Source organism: Enterobacter sp. Ag1, assembly GCA_000277545.1.
Taxonomy (GTDB): Bacteria; Pseudomonadota; Gammaproteobacteria; order Enterobacterales; family Enterobacteriaceae; genus Cedecea.
In genome coordinates, this window is record AKXM01000015.1 from 99,839 (window position 1) to 115,533 (window position 15,695).

Consider the following 15,695-nt stretch of genomic DNA (forward strand, 5'->3'; position numbering starts at 1 on the left):
CTTAAGCGGCTGACGTAAATCGTCAGCCGCTTTTTTATTGCGTGCCGTTAGCCGACATGGATAACCCTAATTTATGCAACTAAAGGTTGTTTCCCGAGGCCGCTTATTAGATCATACGCCGTTAACTAAGGTACACGCTTTGAGGAACCCGCGATGAGTGAGGCTGAAGCCCGCCCAACTAACTTTATTCGTCAGATTATTGATGAAGACCTGGCGAACGGGAAGCACACCAGTATTTGCACCCGTTTTCCGCCTGAGCCAAATGGCTATCTGCATATTGGTCACGCCAAGTCTATTTGCCTGAACTTTGGCATCGCCCAGGATTACCAGGGGCAATGCAACCTGCGCTTCGATGACACAAACCCGGTAAAAGAAGACATCGAATACGTAGAGTCCATCAAGCACGACGTTGAATGGCTGGGCTTCCACTGGTCCGGCAGCGTGCGTTATTCGTCTGACTATTTTGACCAGCTTTTTAATTATGCCGTTGAGCTGATAAATAAAGGACTGGCGTATGTTGATGAGCTGAGTCCGGAACAAATTCGTGAATACCGTGGCTCTCTGACTGCGCCCGGTAAAAATAGCCCGTTCCGCGATCGTAGCGTTGAGGAAAACCTCGCGCTGTTCGAGAAAATGCGCAACGGTGAGTTTGCCGAGGGTACCGCCTGCCTGCGTGCCAAAATCGATATGGCCTCGCCGTTCATCGTTATGCGCGACCCGGTGCTGTACCGCATTAAATTTGCCGATCACCACCAGACCGGCAACAAGTGGTGCATCTACCCGATGTACGACTTCACCCACTGTATTTCCGATGCGCTGGAAGGCATTACGCACTCGCTGTGTACCCTGGAGTTCCAGGACAACCGCCGTCTGTATGATTGGGTGCTGGATAACATCACCATTCCTGCTCACCCGCGTCAGTACGAATTTTCTCGCCTGAATCTCGAATACGCCATTATGTCCAAGCGTAAGCTGAACCTGCTGGTGACCGAGAAGATTGTAGAAGGCTGGGACGACCCGCGTATGCCGACTATCTCCGGCCTGCGTCGCCGCGGCTATACCGCAGCATCCATTCGCGAGTTCTGTAAGCGCATTGGCGTAACCAAGCAGGACAACACCGTTGAAATGGCTTCTCTGGAATCCTGCATCCGTGACGATCTTAACGAGAATGCGCCGCGTGCAATGGCCGTGCTGGATCCGGTAAAAGTTATTATCACTAACTACCCTGAAGGTGAAGAAGAGACGGTTACCATGCCGAATCATCCTAACAAACCTGAAATGGGTAGCCGTGAAGTGCCGTTCAGCCGCGAGATCTATATCGATCGCGCTGACTTCCGCGAAGAAGCAAACAAGCAGTACAAGCGCCTGGTGCTGGGTAAAGAAGTTCGCCTGCGTAATGCCTATGTGATCAAAGCCGAACGCGTAGAAAAAGACGCAGAAGGTAATATCACCGAACTTTACTGCACCTATGATCCGGAAACCCTGAGCAAGGATCCGGCGGACGGTCGCAAGGTGAAGGGTGTTATTCATTGGGTGAGCGCGGCACACGCGCTGCCGGTTGAAATTCGTCTGTACGACCGCTTGTTTAGCGTCGCGAATCCAGGGGCTGCGGAAGACTTCCTGTCTACCATTAATGCGGATTCCCTGGTCATTCGCCAGGGCTTCGCTGAGCCTAGTCTGCAGAACGCGGAAAAAAGTAAGGCATATCAGTTCGAGCGTGAAGGTTACTTCTGCCTGGACAGCCGCTATGCGACGGCGGAAAAACTGGTGTTTAACCGCACAGTTGGCCTGCGTGATACCTGGGCTAAAATCGGCGAATAATTGCCGTTTATTGCCTGATGAAAACGCCGCTAAATGCGGCGTTTTTTCTTTTTGATTACCAGTCATTAACCTTATATACACATTCGCGATGCGAATTAATTCTCATTCACATTTCTGTGAAAATTTCCTCACAGGAAGTCATGCCTTCCCCGTAATCTCCTGATGCTTATAATGAAAGCGCTCTCAATGAAGTTTTATTCTTAAAATCAATCGTAATCAGGGTTAATAATCTGCTGCGCAATTTTGTTACAAATGCACATAGATTATGTGCTCTCTGTCATACTCCAGGAAATCTCTGATACAAAGTCATTGATAATTCGCGTCGCGAAAAATAGTCTATGAGCAGCAGTAATGCGGGTGTGTTAGGCAAAAACCGCTTTTAGCCGTCAGGCAATTTTACTTTTTTTCGTCATTGGCGCTTTTCACGTCAGACGATGATTTTTACGTCAAAGAGGAATTTAACTATGCGTACGTTTAGTGGCAAACGTAGTGCGCTTGCTCTTGCTATTGCAAGCGTTACCGCTCTTTCAGGTTTTGTCGTGGCTCCGCAGGCTAGCGCCGCGGGCTTTGTTGATGACTCCACGCTGACTGGCGGCATCTATTACTGGCAGCGTGAACGTGACCGTAAAGACGTGTCCGACGGTAAGTACAAAACTAACCTGTCGCACTCAACCTGGAACGCCAACCTCGACTTCCAGTCTGGCTATGCGGCCGATATGTTTGGTTTTGATATTGCCGCTTTCACCGCCATTGAAATGGCCGAAGACAGCGCCAGCGGTCACCCGAACGAAATCGCATTCTCCTCTAAAAATAAAACCTACGACGAAGACTACTCCGGCGATAAAGGTGGCATCAGCCTTTATAAAGCGGCGGCCAAATTCAAATACGGCCCGGTTTGGGCTCGCGCAGGTTACATTCAGCCAACCGGTCAAACGCTGTTAGCACCACACTGGAGCTTCATGCCTGGTACTTATCAGGGGGCTGAAGCGGGAGCTGCATTTGACTACGGTGATGCCGGTGCGCTGAGCTTCTCCTACATGTGGACTAACGAGTACAAGGCGCCATGGCACCTTGAAACCGACAAGTTCTACCAGAACGATAAAAAGACCAAAGTTGACTATCTGCACTCCATCGGCGCGAAGTATGACTTCAAAAACGATCTGATTCTGGAAGCCGCATTCGGTCAGGCTCAGGGCTTTGTTGATCAGTACTTTGCTAAAGCCAGCTACAAATTCGACGTTGCAGGCAGCCCGCTGAGCACCAGCTACCAGTTCTACGGCACCCGTGATAAAGCCGCGAACAACACCATCAATGATATCTACGATGGCACCGCATGGCTCCAGGCGCTGACATTTGGCTATAAAATTGGCCAGGTCGACCTGCGTCTGGAAGGGACCATGGTGAAGGCAGAAGGCCAGCAGGGTTACTTCCTGCAGCGTATGACGCCAACCTACGCGTCTTCCAACGGTCGTCTGGATGTGTGGTGGGATAACCGCTCTGACTTCAACGCCAACGGTGAAAAAGCCGTGTTCTTCGGTGCAATGTATGACCTGAGCAACTGGAACCTGCCGGGTTGGGCAGTCGGTGCTTCTTACGTTTATGCATGGGACGCAAAACCATCTACATGGGCGCTTGATGCTTCCGGTAACCGCCAGGATCTCGCTTCCAACAAGATCAAAGAGTCTTCTTACAGCCTCGACGCCATGTATACCGTGCAGGAAGGCCGTGCGAAAGGCACGCTGTTCAAACTGCACTTCACTCAGTACGACAACCACTCCGACATCCCAAGCTGGGGCGGTGGGTACGGCAACATCTTCCAGGATGAGCGTGACGTGAAATTCATCGTGATTGCTCCGTTCACCATCTTCTGATGTGAAACCGGGCGCGCAAGCGCCCGTTTTTTTATAAGGAACCGAACATGAAAAAGATTCTGCTGATTACCGCCGCTGTATTCACGCTGTCTGCCTGCGTTCAACCTCCTGCACCTCCGGAAGATTCACGCCTGAAGCAGGCCTATAGCGCCTGTATCAATACGGCGGAAGGCAATCCGGATAAAATTGAAGCCTGCCAGAGCGTGCTGAACGTACTGCGCCAGGAAAAACAGCATAAAGCGTTTGTTGAGAAAGAGACGGTGAACGTGCTGGATTACCAGAAATGTATCCAGGCAAGAAAGAGCGGCAATGATGAAGCCGCGAAGGTACGCTGCGATAAGATTTGGCAGGAGATTCGCGCCAATAACAGCTGATAGCCTTTTTCAGTCAATAAAAAAACCGGCAAGGGAAACCTGCCGGTTTTTGCTTTTAAACGCCACCGAAGCAGCGTTTGTTAATGCGGATTACTTATTTAGGATCGTGGGCCGTGTCGTCTTCGCGGCAGTCACCTTCAGCACAGTGTCCGTACAGATAGAGGCTGTGGTTAGTCAGGCGGATGCCGTGGCGAGTGGCAATTTCACGCTGGCGGGATTCAATAGAATCATCGCTGAACTCGATCACTTTACCGCAGTCGAGGCAGATCAGGTGGTCGTGGTGATGCTGCTGGGTCAACTCAAAAACGGACTTGCCGCCTTCAAAATTATGGCGGGTCACGATCCCTGCATCATCAAACTGGTTCAGCACGCGATAGACGGTCGCCAGGCCGATTTCTTCGCCCATGTCGATCAGACGTTTATATAAGTCTTCCGCGCTGACGTGATGATTTACCGGCTCTTGCAGCACTTCGAGGATTTTTAATCGCGGAAGCGTGACTTTCAAGCCGGCCTTCTTTAATGCGGTATTGTTGTCAGTCATGCGGAAAGTGTCCTGTTGCTTAACGATTCGCTCAAACTGCAGTGAGCGTAAAGAGTAATGCGTCTCATTATAGAACTGCTACTTCTAAATGGGAACCGCAAGTATGGTGCAAAATAAGGCTGAAAAATCGTGGCGGCGTCGCCATTTACAGTAATTATCAGCCAAGCTATCAGGAAGACATTGTACAGGGATGTACGAGAAAGTTACAAACTTGTAGCAATTATTTTCATTGCTACAATCTATCAAGATGGCGCAAATGCTGTATTTGCGCCAGAGAAATCAGGCGTTAATGATATCCGACAGATTCAGTTCTTCAGAAACCTGTTTAACCCACTTCTCAACGCGCTCAGCGGTCAGTTCCGGCTGGCGATCTTCATCGATGGCCAGGCCGACAAAATTGTCGTCATCCGCCAGGCCTTTGGAGGCTTCAAAGTGGTAGCCCGCGGTTGGCCAGTGGCCCACAATCGCCGCGCCGCGCGGTTCGATAATGTCGCGAATGGTGCCCAGCGCATCACAGAAATATTCCGCGTAGTCTTCCTGGTCGCCGCAGCCGAACAGCGCCACCAGTTTACCGTTGAAATCGACTTCTTCAAGCGTAGGGAAGAAGTCATCCCAGTCGCACTGGGCTTCGCCGTAGTACCAGGTCGGGATGCCGAGCAAGAGAATGTCGAAACCTTCGAGATCTTCTTTGCTGCTTTTAGCAATGTCATGCACCTCAGCAACGTCTTTACCGAGCTGTTTTTGAATCATTTTCGCGATATTTTCGGTGTTACCGGTGTCGCTGCCGAAAAAAATGCCTACGATTGCCATGAGTAAAATAACCTCTTGAAACTTAATAGTATGCTGGCCGTTCAATGCCCACGTATAGGGCAATCATAGCAGAACAGCTCCAGCAGCGGAAACAGCTATCACGCCCGGGTGCACAGTCTGCAACATGGTTTTGCTCACCCTTTTGAGATTTCAGATAACCCGCAGGGTGGCTGAAGGCGTTACCCGAGATTTTTAAGCTGCTCGAGCAGCATCTCTTCGATCAGTTCGCTGCGGCTGATGTTACGGGCGTCAGCCAGCTGGTTGAGGGCATCGACCGCCTCGTTGTTCAGTTTTAGCTCAACCCGCTTCAAACCACGCACTTTATCGCGCTTCAGCTGATTGCGCTTATTGATACGCAATTGCTCATCGCGCGAGAGCGGATTAGTTTTCGGCCGCCCGGGGCGACGCTCGTCCGCGAACAGATCTAATGTAGTACGGTCCGTTTGTTCTTTTGCCATGATTAGAATACTGACAGGAAATTCTGGCTGCAGGGGCAGGGTGCCGGTGCAATTAAGCGCGCCATCATACATCAGCGCGCCATTCGCGCCAACGCGTTAGCGACTTCAGCTGCCCGGTCGGTCTGTTTTTAATCAGTTTTTCTACTCTGCGTCGATAAATCGGTGGATCGCCCGTAGAACGGCATCCGGTTTTTCCGCATGAACCCAATGACCCGCTCCAGCGATGACGTGAGCACGGGCCTGTGGGAACTGACTTAGCAGCGCCTCGCGGTGGCTTTCATCAACATATGGAGAATTCCCGCCGCGAATAAATAGTGCAGGATATGGCCAGGCCGGAACAGGCCGCCAGCCAACGATAGTTTCGTATTGCTGCCAAAGCACGGGCACGTTGAACTTCCACTCGCCGTCAGCAAAGGATTTCAGCAGAAACTGAATGACGCCTTCCTCAGCTACGTGGTCGCGCATGATTTGCGCCGCCTGCTGGCGAGTTTTTACGCCCGCTTCGGTGACCGCGCGAATAGCCGCGAAAATTTCGTCGTGACGGCGAACCTGATAGTTAACCGGCACAATATCTATCATCACAAGCTTATCAATACGCTGAGGGGCTATTGCGGTAAGCGCCATCACCACTTTGCCGCCCATGGAATGGCCAATAAATGTGGCCTTCTCGATGCCGTATTCGTCCAGCGTGTCCAGAACGTCCCCGGCCATTGCGGCATAGCTCATATCATCACTGCGCGGTGACAGCCCGTGATTGCGCAGATCGATCTGCAGCAACGCATGATCTTTACCCAGATCACGTGCCAGGACACCCAGGTTATCCAGGCTGCCGAACAGGCCGTGGATCAGTACGATAGGGGAATTGCTATTCAATTGTTGCGCAGTTTGCAGGCGAGCATTTAATTTCATGGCAAAGTTCTTTATTTTGGTTCGTTTGGTTAGGGTATCATGTTGGCATTCTCGCGGGCGTGCGGCAAATATTCAGTTTACTCTGACTTTGAGTCGCCTCTCCTGTTCGCTGTTGGGATTTGACCCTATAATCCCAACGACTTGTATTCAGAAAAGATATCGCACTGGATTAAGATGAAAACAATCGAAGTTGATGACGAGCTTTACCGCTATATTGCCAGCCAGACTAAACACATCGGCGAGAGCGCGTCAGACATTTTACGGCGTATGCTTAAATTTACCGCCGGGCAAACACCAGCAGCCACTTCTACGCCCGCTGCGCCTGAGCGCGCTGCGGCTCCCGTTGTTGAAGAAAAACCTGCGAACACCGCTCGTAATCGCGTGCGTGCCGTTCGTGAGCTGCTGCTTTCCGACGAGTACGCTGCCCAGAATAAAGCCGTAAACCGCTTTATGATGGTGCTGTCCACGCTGTATATGCTGGATGCAAAAACCTTTGGCGAAGCCACTGAATCGCTGCATGGTCGCACCCGCGTCTATTTTGCTGGCGATGAGCAAACTCTGCTGGCAAACGGCAATCAAACCAAGCCGAAACATGTTCCGGGCACCCCATACTGGGTGATCACCAATACGAATACTGGTCGTAAATGCAGCATGATCGAACACATCATGCAGTCAATGCAGTTCCCTGCGGAGCTGATTGAAAAGGTTTGCGGCACTATTTAAAAACCTGGCGTCAGTAAGGAAGAGCCAATGGCTAACCACTATCGTGCGGGCCAACCTGCACAACAGAGCGACTTGATTAACGTAGCCCAGCTTACGGCGCAGTATTACGTGCTTAAGCCAGTGGTGGGGAATAGCGAACACGCGGTGAAATTCGGGACCTCCGGCCACCGCGGCAGTGCAGCACGGCATAGCTTTAACGAACCTCATATTCTGGCGATTGCGCAAGCTATCGCTGAAGAACGCGCAAAGAATGGGATCACCGGTCCATGCTATGTGGGCAAAGACACCCACGCGCTGTCCGAACCTGCGTTTATCTCCGTGCTGGAAGTGCTGGCCGCTAACGGCGTGGACGTCATTGTGCAGCAGGATAACGGCTATACGCCGACGCCTGCGATTTCTAACGCCATCCTGGTGCATAACCAAAAGGGCGGCCCTCAGGCGGACGGGATTGTTATCACGCCATCCCACAACCCACCGGACGACGGCGGCATCAAGTACAACCCACCAAACGGTGGCCCGGCTGATACTAACGTCACCAAAGTCGTTGAAGATCGCGCTAACGCGTTGCTGGCCGACGGCCTGAAAGGCGTGAAGCGCATTACGCTGGATAAAGCCTGGGAAAGCGGTCACGTTCAGGCGCAGGATCTGATTCAGCCGTTCATCGAAGGGCTGGTGGATATCGTCGACATGGCCGCGATTCAAAAAGCGGGCCTGAAGCTGGGGGTTGATCCTCTCGGCGGTTCCGGGATCGAATACTGGCACCGTATCGCGAAGCATTACAACCTCGATCTGACCATCGTGAACGATCAGGTGGACCAGACCTTCCGCTTTATGCACCTGGATAAAGACGGCGCAATCCGCATGGACTGCTCCTCCGAATGTGCGATGGCGGGCCTGCTGGCGCTGCGCGACAAATTCGATCTGGCGTTTGCCAACGACCCGGATTACGACCGCCACGGCATCGTCACGCCGGCGGGCCTGATGAACCCGAACCATTACCTGGCTGTGGCTATTAACTATCTGTTCCAGCACCGTCCGCTGTGGGGCAAAGATGTGGCCGTCGGTAAAACCCTGGTTTCCTCCGCGATGATTGACCGCGTGGTAGAAGATCTGGGCCGCAAGCTGGTGGAAGTCCCGGTTGGCTTTAAGTGGTTCGTTGACGGCCTGTTCGACGGCAGCTTCGGCTTCGGGGGCGAAGAGAGCGCCGGGGCATCGTTCCTGCGCTTCAACGGCACCCCATGGTCGACCGACAAAGACGGTATCATCATGTGTCTGCTGGCGGCCGAAATCACCGCCGTGACGGGCAAAAACCCGCAGCAGCATTACGATGAGTTAGCCGCGCGCTTTGGCGCACCGAGCTATAACCGTATTCAGGCCCCAGCCACTTCTGCACAGAAAGCCGCGCTGTCCAAGCTGTCACCTGAAATGGTGAGTGCAGACACGCTGGCAGGTGACCCGATCACCGCGCGTCTGACGGCGGCTCCGGGCAACGGCGCTTCCATTGGCGGCCTGAAGGTGATGACCAAGAACGGCTGGTTTGCCGCTCGTCCGTCCGGCACCGAAGACGCCTACAAGATTTACTGTGAAAGCTTCTTCGGCGCAGAGCACCGCGAGCAGATCGAGAAAGAAGCGGTAGAGATTGTCAGCGAAGTGCTGAAAAGCGCGAAGTAATATGCAAAAAGGCTCCCCAGGGAGCCTTTCTCTTTTAACCCAAAGCCACCATCAGTGCGCCGCAGGTGATAAGCGCCACGCCTATCCCGGCAATCAGCGACACTTTCTCACCAAACAGAATCACCGCCAGAATAACCGCGAACACCACGCTTAGCTTATCGATAGGGGCGACCTTCGACACGTCACCACTTTTGATTGCCATAAAATAGAACAGCCAGGACAGCGCCCCGGCCACGCCGCTTAACAAAATAAACAGCAGCGCTTTTTTATCGGCAAACACCGTACTAACAAGATTCAGTTTTCCCTGAACGACGACCACCCCAACTAAAAATAACGCCATGACCACAGCGCGAACGGCTGTGGCGGTATTGGCATCCAGATGCTGCAAACCAACTTTGCCAAAAATAGCGACCAGCGCTGCCGTAGCGGCAGACAACAGGGCGTAGACTAACCATGCGCTCATAACGGGCTCCTCTTGAACGAGCCAGAGATTACTCCTTCAGAGCATAAAACGGTAGCCGATCCCGGTTTCGGTGAGCAGATGGCGAGGGCGAGCGGGGTCGCTCTCCAGCTTCTGGCGCAGGTGGCCCATATAAATGCGCAGATAGTGGCTGTGTTCCACGGCATTCGGGCCCCAAACCTGATTAAGCAACTGGCGCTGGGTCAGGACTTTGCCGTGATTATTCAGCAGGGTTGCCAGCAGGCGGAACTCAATGGGGGTCAGGTGAATTTCCTCTTCGCCGCGGGTAATACGGCGCGAGGCGAGGTCGACCCGAATTTCGGAAAACTGATAAACCGGATCGGGCTGAACGGTGCTGGCGTGGCGGCGCAGGGCGACGCGAAGCCTGGCCTGCAGTTCACCGATGCCAAACGGCTTGCTGAGAAAATCGTCTGCGCCAGCATCCAGGGCGGCAATCTTCGCCTGCTCGTCACTCCGGGCCGACAGGACGATGACCGGCGTCTGGCTCCACTGGCGAAAGTCACGAATAAAATCGATGCCGTCGCCGTCCGGCAGGCCGAGATCCAGAATCACCAGATCCGGCTTGCGGGTGGCGGCTTCAATCAGGCCGCGCTGCAGGGTTTCGGCATCAAACACGCGCAACGATTCATCTTCCAGCGCGGTGCGCAGAAAGCGGCGGATCTCTTTTTCATCCTCAATTATCAGAACCGTTGTCACAGCACCTCAATCATTTCAGGGAGTTCGGGGGGAGGCGATAAAGGTAGCACAACGTGGAAGCTGGCACCGCCTTCCGGGCGGTTAAGCGCATAAATTGTGCCGCCGTGAACTTCAACAATCGCCCGGCAGATAGCCAGCCCAAGCCCAACGCCTGGAATAGCTGACTCTTTGTTACCGCGGGCAAATTTATCAAAAATCAGCAGCTCTTTACCAGCGGGAACCCCCGGGCCGCTGTCCCAAACTTCCAGGTCCAGCTTGTCTGCTGTCGAGGTCGCTTTAATACCGATGTTGGCTTTATAACCGGCATATTTAACCGCATTCTCCAGCAGGTTGATCAGCACGCGTTCGAACAGCGGGCCGTCGACTTCAATCAGCATCAGCGGATCAGGCAAATTAAGGGCGATATGGCGGCCGCCGAGGCCCGGTTCGAGCATCTTCAGCGCGCTGCCGACGACTTCCTCTAGCGTCAGCCACTCCTTGCGAAGGTTAAAACCGCCCGACTGAATGCGGGCCATATCCAGCAGATTATTCACCAGCCGGGTGGTGTTCAGCACATGCTGACGGATTTCGTTGGCCTGCGGGGCATGTTTTGATCCCTCACTGGCGAGATCCAGCGTGAGGATTTCTGCCTGGCCAAACAGCACGGTCAGCGGCGTGCGCAGGTCGTGCGAAAGCGCGGCCAGCAGCGAGTTGCGGATTTGCTCCCGTTCGCTGGAAAGCCGGGCCTGTTCTTCGCTGGCGGTGAGCAGCAGCCTGTCGAGCGCGGTGGCCACCAGCAGGGTAAAGGTTTCCAGCAGGCGCTGCTGTTCGGGGATCATCAGCTGGCGCAGATTCTCCGGCTCAACGACCAGCAGACCCAGGGTCCTTTCCGTGGTGCTAAGCGGCAGGATGCGGTAGGGCACGCCCGGCAGCGTGTCCGTTCCGGCACCGGCGGGCTGGCCTTTATCAAAGCTCCAGCGGGCAATCGCTTCATCCCACTGAGCGGGTTCCCCTTCGGCTGCGATACGGCTGAGTTTCCCGTGATCGTCCGGCAGCAGCAGCAGGCTGCGGGCCTGGAAGGTGTTGTTAATAAACTGCACGCTGGTGGCGGCGACGTCCTGCGGCGTGCGGTCATCGGCCAGAGCTTTAGACATTTCATACAGATGACGGGTGCGCTGTTCCCGGTAGCGGGCGATGCGTGCCTGATAACGTACCCCGGCGGTCAGATTACCGATCACCAGCCCGACGGTGAGCATTACGCCGAAGGTCAGCAGATACTGAACATCCGACACGGCGAGCGTGCCTCGCGGCGCAATAAAGAACAGGTCGAAGCTAATCACGTTGATGACCGTCGCGAGGACGGACGGCCAGCGGCCATAAAACAGCGCTACCATCACCACACCAAGCAGGTAGATCATCACCAGGTTGGCGGCATCAAAGGCCACCAGCCACTGATTGGCGATAAAGGTAATAAACGCACAGAGCACCACCGCCACGGCGCAGCCGCGCAGTTGAATGCGCCATTTCTCGCTTAGCGTTCTGGTGTCCGGTGCTCTGGTCGGGGAGGGGAGCGGTTTTTCATCCAGCGCAACAATCACCAGATCGAGGTCCGGAGCGCGTTTGGCTAACCGGTCGGCGAAAGACGTACGGTGCCACCAGCGGCGCGTGGTATGACGGCCAATAATGATTTTGCCGAGATTGTGTTCGCGGGCGTAGCGCAACACCGCTTTTTCTTCATTAGGGTCGGCAAGCGTGGCGGTTTCGGCTCCCAGCTCCTGGGCGAGCCGCAGAGCGCTTAAAATGGTCCGGCGCTGATGTTCCGGCAGGCGGTGAAGCTGCGGCGTTTCGACGTAGACGGCGTGCCAGACGCTGCCGAGCTTGGCGGCAAGGCGAGCGGCGGTGCGAACCAGTTTTTCATTGCCGTTGCTATGGCCGATGCACAGCAGAATGGCGTCCCGCGTGTGCCAGACTTTTTCCTGCCCCTGGTTGTCCCGCCAGGCGCGCATCTGATCGTCAACGCGGTCGGCTGTGCGTCGCAAGGCCAGCTCTCGCAGCGCTATCAGGTTGCCTTTACGGAAGAAGTGCTCGATGGCGCGTTCGGCCTGGCCGGAGATATAAACTTTGCCTTCGTGCAGGCGCTGGCGCAGATCGTCCGGCGGCAGGTCAACCAGCACGACTTCGTCGGCGGCGTCGAAAATAGGGTCGGGGACGGTCTCGCGTACCTGGATCCCGGTTACCCCGCCCACTACGTCATTCAGGCTTTCCAGATGCTGAACGTTGACGGATGTCAGGACGTCGATCCCGGCTTCAAGCAGCTCTTCCACGTCCTGCCAGCGTTTAGGATGGCGCGAGCCTGGCGCGTTACTGTGCGCCAGTTCGTCCATCAGAATCAGGGCAGGGTTGCGGGCGAGGGCGGCGTCCAGGTCAAACTCCTGAACCAGACGCCCCCGGTGGTGAATACGACGAGGGGGCTGAATCGTCAGCCCCTTTAACAGTTCGGCAGTTTCCTGGCGGCCGTGGGTTTCCACCACGCCTACCAGCACATCGAGGCCCTGCGCCCGCAGGCGCTGCGCCTCCTGAAGCATCGCGTAGGTTTTCCCGACGCCTGCACAGGCGCCGAAGAAGATTTTCAGTTTCCCACGCGGCTGGCGGTTGACTTTCTCCAGCAGCTTATCGGGGTTGGGGCGCAGCGGCTCCTCGGTCATAACACGTCCTTTTTACTTCGCCTGGAGATGGTCCAGCGCCAGGTTCAGCTTAACGATATTCACTACCGGCATGCCGATAAAATTCACCAGCGGCGTGGTGGTGTTTTCCGCCACCAGGCGAGCGATTTGCTCCACCGGCAGATTTCTGGCTTTCGCTACCCGCGGGATTTGCCACGCGGTCGCCTCAGGAGAAAGCTGCCCGTCCAGGCCGCTGGCGGAGGTGGTGACTAAGTCAACGGGTACCGCTGGATTAGCCTCCGGGTTAGCCGCACGCAGCGTACTAACGCGAGCCTTAACCTCTTTGTCCAGCTCCGGGTTGCTGGCCGCAAGGTTGCTGCCGCCGGATGCCATTGGATTATAGGGGCTATCCGAGGTGGCAGAGGGGCGGCCCTGGAAATATTTTGCGTTAGTGAAGTCCTGACCAATCAGTTCTGAACCGCGAACCTTGCCGTCTTCAACGATTAACGAGCCGTTGGCCTGAGCCGGGAACCACCATTGCCCCAGCAGCGTGGCGAGGAGGGGATAAACCCCTCCGGTAATCAGCGTCAGGATAATCAGCAGTAATAAAGCGGGGCGTAACGTAGCCATGTTCTTTTCCTCTTAGACCAGACCGAGTACGGTCAGGATCACGTCAATCACTTTGATACCAATAAACGGCACGACGATGCCGCCCAGGCCATAGATCCACAGGTTGCGGCGCAGCATCGCGGCAGCGCTCAGCGGCTTGTAGCTAATGCCTTTTAGCGCCAGCGGAATGAGGCAGATGATGATCAGCGCATTGAAGATCACCGCGCTCAAGATGGCCGAAGCCGGGGAGTGCAGGTGCATCACGTTCAGCGCGTTCAGCTGCGGGTAAGTCACCGCAAACGCCGCCGGGATAATGGCGAAGTATTTCGCTACGTCGTTAGCAATACTGAAGGTGGTCAGTGACCCGCGAGTCATCAGCATTTGTTTCCCGATGTGCACCACTTCAATCAGCTTGGTTGGGTTAGAGTCCAGGTCAACCATGTTCCCGGCCTCCTTCGCTGCCTGAGTCCCGGAGTTCATGGCTACCGCTACGTCGGCCTGCGCCAGGGCAGGGGCGTCGTTGGTGCCGTCGCCGGTCATCGCCACCAAACGTCCTTCGGCTTGATACTGGCGAATCAGCGCCAGCTTGGCTTCCGGTGTGGCTTCAGAAAGGAAGTCATCCACCCCGGCTTCGGCGGCAATCGCCGCGGCGGTCAGGCGGTTATCCCCGGTGATCATCACCGTTTTGATGCCCATCTGGCGCAGCTGTGCGAAACGCTCTTTAATGCCGCCTTTCACGATGTCTTTCAGCGCGATTACGCCCAGCACGTTAGCGCCTTCGGCAACCACCAGCGGCGTACCGCCCTGGCGAGCCACGCCTTCAACCAGCGTGTCGACCTGGGCCGGGAAGTGGCCGTTGTTCACTTCTACGTGGCGGCGGATGGCATCCACAGAACCTTTGCGGATCATGCGGTCCTGAATATTGATGCCGCTCATACGGGTTTGCGCGGTAAACGGCACAAACGTTGCCTGCAGGTTCTGCACGTCGCGTTCACGCAGGTTAAAGCGCTGTTTTGCCAGCACCACGATACTGCGGCCTTCTGGCGTTTCATCCGCCAGTGAGGCCAGCTGCGCGGCATCGGCCAGCTCTTTTTCATCCACGCCAGGGGCAGGGAGGAAGGCGGAGGCCTGGCGGTTACCGAGCGTGATGGTGCCGGTCTTATCCAGCAGCAGGACGTCGATATCCCCGGCGGCTTCTACCGCCCGGCCGCTGGTGGCGATCACGTTCGCACCCAGCATGCGGCTCATCCCGGCCACACCGATGGCGGAAAGCAGGCCGCCGATGGTGGTTGGGATCAGGCAGACCAGCAGGGCTACCAGCACGGTTACGCTAGCCGCTTGGCCGCCGTAGGCAGAGAACGGCCACAGGGTTGCGGTCGCCAGCAGCAGGACGATTGTCAGCGCTACCAGCAGGATAGTCAGGGCGATTTCGTTCGGCGTTTTACGACGCTGGGCGCTTTCCACCATGGCAATCATGCGGTCGAGGAAGGTTTCCCCTGGGTTAACGCTGCACTGGATGACCAGCCAGTCGGACAGAATGCGCGTCCCGCCGGTCACCGAGGCAAAGTCGCCGCCGGACTCACGGATAACCGGGGCGGATTCCCCGGTGATGGCGCTTTCATCCACCGACGCGCCGCCCTCAAGGACTTCGCCATCGCAAGGGATGATGTCCCCGGCTTCCACCAGCACGACGTCGCCTTTACGCAGATCGGCCGCCGGAATGTGGTCCACCTGCGCATCATGCTGCGGGCTGCGCAGTTTGCGTGCCCAACTGGTTTTTTTCACCCCTTTCAGGCTGTTCGCCTGTGCCTTGCTGCGGCCTTCTGCCAGCGCTTCAGCAAAGTTGGCGAACAGCACGGTAAACCACAGCCACAGGCTGATGGCGAGCGTGAAGAGGGCATCCCCCTGCTGCAGGCCGGTGAACATCGCTATCCCGAGCAGGGTAGTGATGATGCTCCCCACCCAGACGATAAACATCACCGGGTTGCGCCACTGCACCTGCGGGGCGAGCTTTTTAAAAGAATCAATTAGCGCCTGACGGATCAGACCAGGTTCAAACAGCGCCTGTTGCTTGCGACTCATGGAAGCC

The 15,695-nt window shown here is 55.5% G+C and carries 14 protein-coding genes; 5 read left to right on the plus strand and 9 right to left on the minus strand.

Going from position 1 to position 15,695, the window contains the following annotated elements:
* Nucleotides 1-153: 153 nt before the first annotated feature.
* The 3 genes from glnS to A936_RS07155 all read left to right on the plus strand — a co-directional run bounded on the left by glnS (nucleotide 154) and on the right by A936_RS07155 (nucleotide 4,066).
* Nucleotides 154-1,821: a glutamine--tRNA ligase gene (gene glnS / locus A936_RS07145; RefSeq protein ID WP_008456100.1), complete on the plus strand. Its 1,668-nt coding sequence runs from the start codon at nucleotides 154-156 to the stop codon at nucleotides 1,819-1,821.
* Nucleotides 1,822-2,285: 464 nt separating this feature from the next.
* A complete protein-coding gene (gene chiP, locus A936_RS07150; RefSeq protein ID WP_008456102.1) occupies nucleotides 2,286-3,692 on the plus strand; it encodes a chitoporin ChiP in 1,407 nt (468 codons plus the stop codon).
* A gap of 47 nt (nucleotides 3,693-3,739) precedes the next feature.
* Nucleotides 3,740-4,066 carry a ChiQ/YbfN family lipoprotein gene (locus A936_RS07155; RefSeq protein ID WP_008456104.1) on the plus strand — a complete coding sequence of 109 codons (327 nt, stop codon included), beginning with the start codon at nucleotides 3,740-3,742 and terminating at the stop codon, nucleotides 4,064-4,066.
* Nucleotides 4,067-4,160: 94 nt separating this feature from the next.
* On the opposite strand, the gene fur is transcribed toward A936_RS07155, so the two are convergent.
* The 4 genes from fur to ybfF form a co-directional block, all read right to left on the minus strand.
* Nucleotides 4,161-4,607, minus strand: a complete 447-nt coding sequence (fur, locus tag A936_RS07160) for a ferric iron uptake transcriptional regulator (protein WP_008456106.1) — start codon at nucleotides 4,605-4,607, stop codon at nucleotides 4,161-4,163.
* A 279-nt stretch (nucleotides 4,608-4,886) separates the two neighbouring features.
* Nucleotides 4,887-5,417, minus strand: a complete 531-nt coding sequence (gene fldA, locus A936_RS07165; protein ID WP_008456108.1) for a flavodoxin FldA — start codon at nucleotides 5,415-5,417, stop codon at nucleotides 4,887-4,889.
* Between the two features lie 179 nt (nucleotides 5,418-5,596).
* The gene (gene ybfE, locus A936_RS07170; RefSeq protein ID WP_008456110.1) at nucleotides 5,597-5,875 is read right to left on the minus strand and encodes a LexA regulated protein; all 279 of its coding nucleotides are present in this window, start codon (nucleotides 5,873-5,875) and stop codon (nucleotides 5,597-5,599) included.
* Nucleotides 5,876-6,016: 141 nt separating this feature from the next.
* Nucleotides 6,017-6,784 carry an esterase gene (gene ybfF, locus A936_RS07175; RefSeq protein WP_008456112.1) on the minus strand — a complete coding sequence of 256 codons (768 nt, stop codon included), beginning with the start codon at nucleotides 6,782-6,784 and terminating at the stop codon, nucleotides 6,017-6,019.
* Nucleotides 6,785-6,958: 174 nt separating this feature from the next.
* Here ybfF and seqA point away from each other — a divergent pair, with 174 nt between their 5' ends.
* Both seqA and pgm read left to right on the plus strand, forming a co-directional pair.
* A complete protein-coding gene (seqA, locus tag A936_RS07180; protein WP_008456114.1) occupies nucleotides 6,959-7,507 on the plus strand; it encodes a replication initiation negative regulator SeqA in 549 nt (182 codons plus the stop codon).
* Between the two features lie 27 nt (nucleotides 7,508-7,534).
* On the plus strand, nucleotides 7,535-9,178 hold the full coding sequence (gene pgm, locus A936_RS07185) for a phosphoglucomutase (alpha-D-glucose-1,6-bisphosphate-dependent) (RefSeq protein WP_008456116.1): 1,644 nt from the start codon (nucleotides 7,535-7,537) through the stop codon (nucleotides 9,176-9,178).
* Nucleotides 9,179-9,212: 34 nt separating this feature from the next.
* Here pgm and A936_RS07190 read toward each other — a convergent pair whose 3' ends face one another.
* Genes A936_RS07190 through kdpB form a run of 5 tightly spaced genes read right to left on the minus strand, consistent with a single transcriptional unit; the run spans nucleotide 9,213 to nucleotide 15,688 of the window.
* Nucleotides 9,213-9,641 carry an EamA family transporter gene (locus tag A936_RS07190; protein WP_008456117.1) on the minus strand — a complete coding sequence of 143 codons (429 nt, stop codon included), beginning with the start codon at nucleotides 9,639-9,641 and terminating at the stop codon, nucleotides 9,213-9,215.
* Nucleotides 9,642-9,677: 36 nt separating this feature from the next.
* Complete coding sequence (gene kdpE / locus A936_RS07195; protein ID WP_008456119.1) at nucleotides 9,678-10,355, minus strand: two-component system response regulator KdpE; 678 nt, start codon at nucleotides 10,353-10,355, stop codon at nucleotides 9,678-9,680.
* Complete coding sequence (kdpD, locus tag A936_RS07200; RefSeq protein ID WP_008456121.1) at nucleotides 10,352-13,039, minus strand: two-component system sensor histidine kinase KdpD; 2,688 nt, start codon at nucleotides 13,037-13,039, stop codon at nucleotides 10,352-10,354. The genes kdpE and kdpD overlap by 4 nt, the downstream gene beginning before the upstream one ends.
* Before the next feature lie 12 nt (nucleotides 13,040-13,051).
* Complete coding sequence (gene kdpC, locus A936_RS07205) at nucleotides 13,052-13,627, minus strand: potassium-transporting ATPase subunit KdpC (protein WP_008456123.1); 576 nt, start codon at nucleotides 13,625-13,627, stop codon at nucleotides 13,052-13,054.
* Nucleotides 13,628-13,639: 12 nt separating this feature from the next.
* A complete protein-coding gene (gene kdpB, locus A936_RS07210; protein WP_008456125.1) occupies nucleotides 13,640-15,688 on the minus strand; it encodes a potassium-transporting ATPase subunit KdpB in 2,049 nt (682 codons plus the stop codon).
* Nucleotides 15,689-15,695: the final 7 nt, after the last annotated feature.

Excerpts from the sequence above, each read along its gene's own strand:
- ybfE (WP_008456110.1), bottom strand. The coding sequence starts at position 5,875 with ATGGCAAAAGAACAAACGGACCGTACTACATTAGATCTGTTCGCGGAC.
- kdpC (WP_008456123.1), bottom strand. The coding sequence starts at position 13,627 with ATGGCTACGTTACGCCCCGCTTTATTACTGCTGATTATCCTGACGCTG.
- glnS (WP_008456100.1), top strand. The coding sequence starts at position 154 with ATGAGTGAGGCTGAAGCCCGCCCAACTAACTTTATTCGTCAGATTATT.
- fur (WP_008456106.1), bottom strand. The coding sequence starts at position 4,607 with ATGACTGACAACAATACCGCATTAAAGAAGGCCGGCTTGAAAGTCACG.
- chiP (WP_008456102.1), top strand. The coding sequence starts at position 2,286 with ATGCGTACGTTTAGTGGCAAACGTAGTGCGCTTGCTCTTGCTATTGCA.
- A936_RS07155 (WP_008456104.1), top strand. The coding sequence starts at position 3,740 with ATGAAAAAGATTCTGCTGATTACCGCCGCTGTATTCACGCTGTCTGCC.
- A936_RS07190 (WP_008456117.1), bottom strand. The coding sequence starts at position 9,641 with ATGAGCGCATGGTTAGTCTACGCCCTGTTGTCTGCCGCTACGGCAGCG.
- fldA (WP_008456108.1), bottom strand. The coding sequence starts at position 5,417 with ATGGCAATCGTAGGCATTTTTTTCGGCAGCGACACCGGTAACACCGAA.
- kdpB (WP_008456125.1), bottom strand. The coding sequence starts at position 15,688 with ATGAGTCGCAAGCAACAGGCGCTGTTTGAACCTGGTCTGATCCGTCAG.
- ybfF (WP_008456112.1), bottom strand. The coding sequence starts at position 6,784 with ATGAAATTAAATGCTCGCCTGCAAACTGCGCAACAATTGAATAGCAAT.
- pgm (WP_008456116.1), top strand. The coding sequence starts at position 7,535 with ATGGCTAACCACTATCGTGCGGGCCAACCTGCACAACAGAGCGACTTG.
- seqA (WP_008456114.1), top strand. The coding sequence starts at position 6,959 with ATGAAAACAATCGAAGTTGATGACGAGCTTTACCGCTATATTGCCAGC.
- kdpD (WP_008456121.1), bottom strand. The coding sequence starts at position 13,039 with ATGACCGAGGAGCCGCTGCGCCCCAACCCCGATAAGCTGCTGGAGAAA.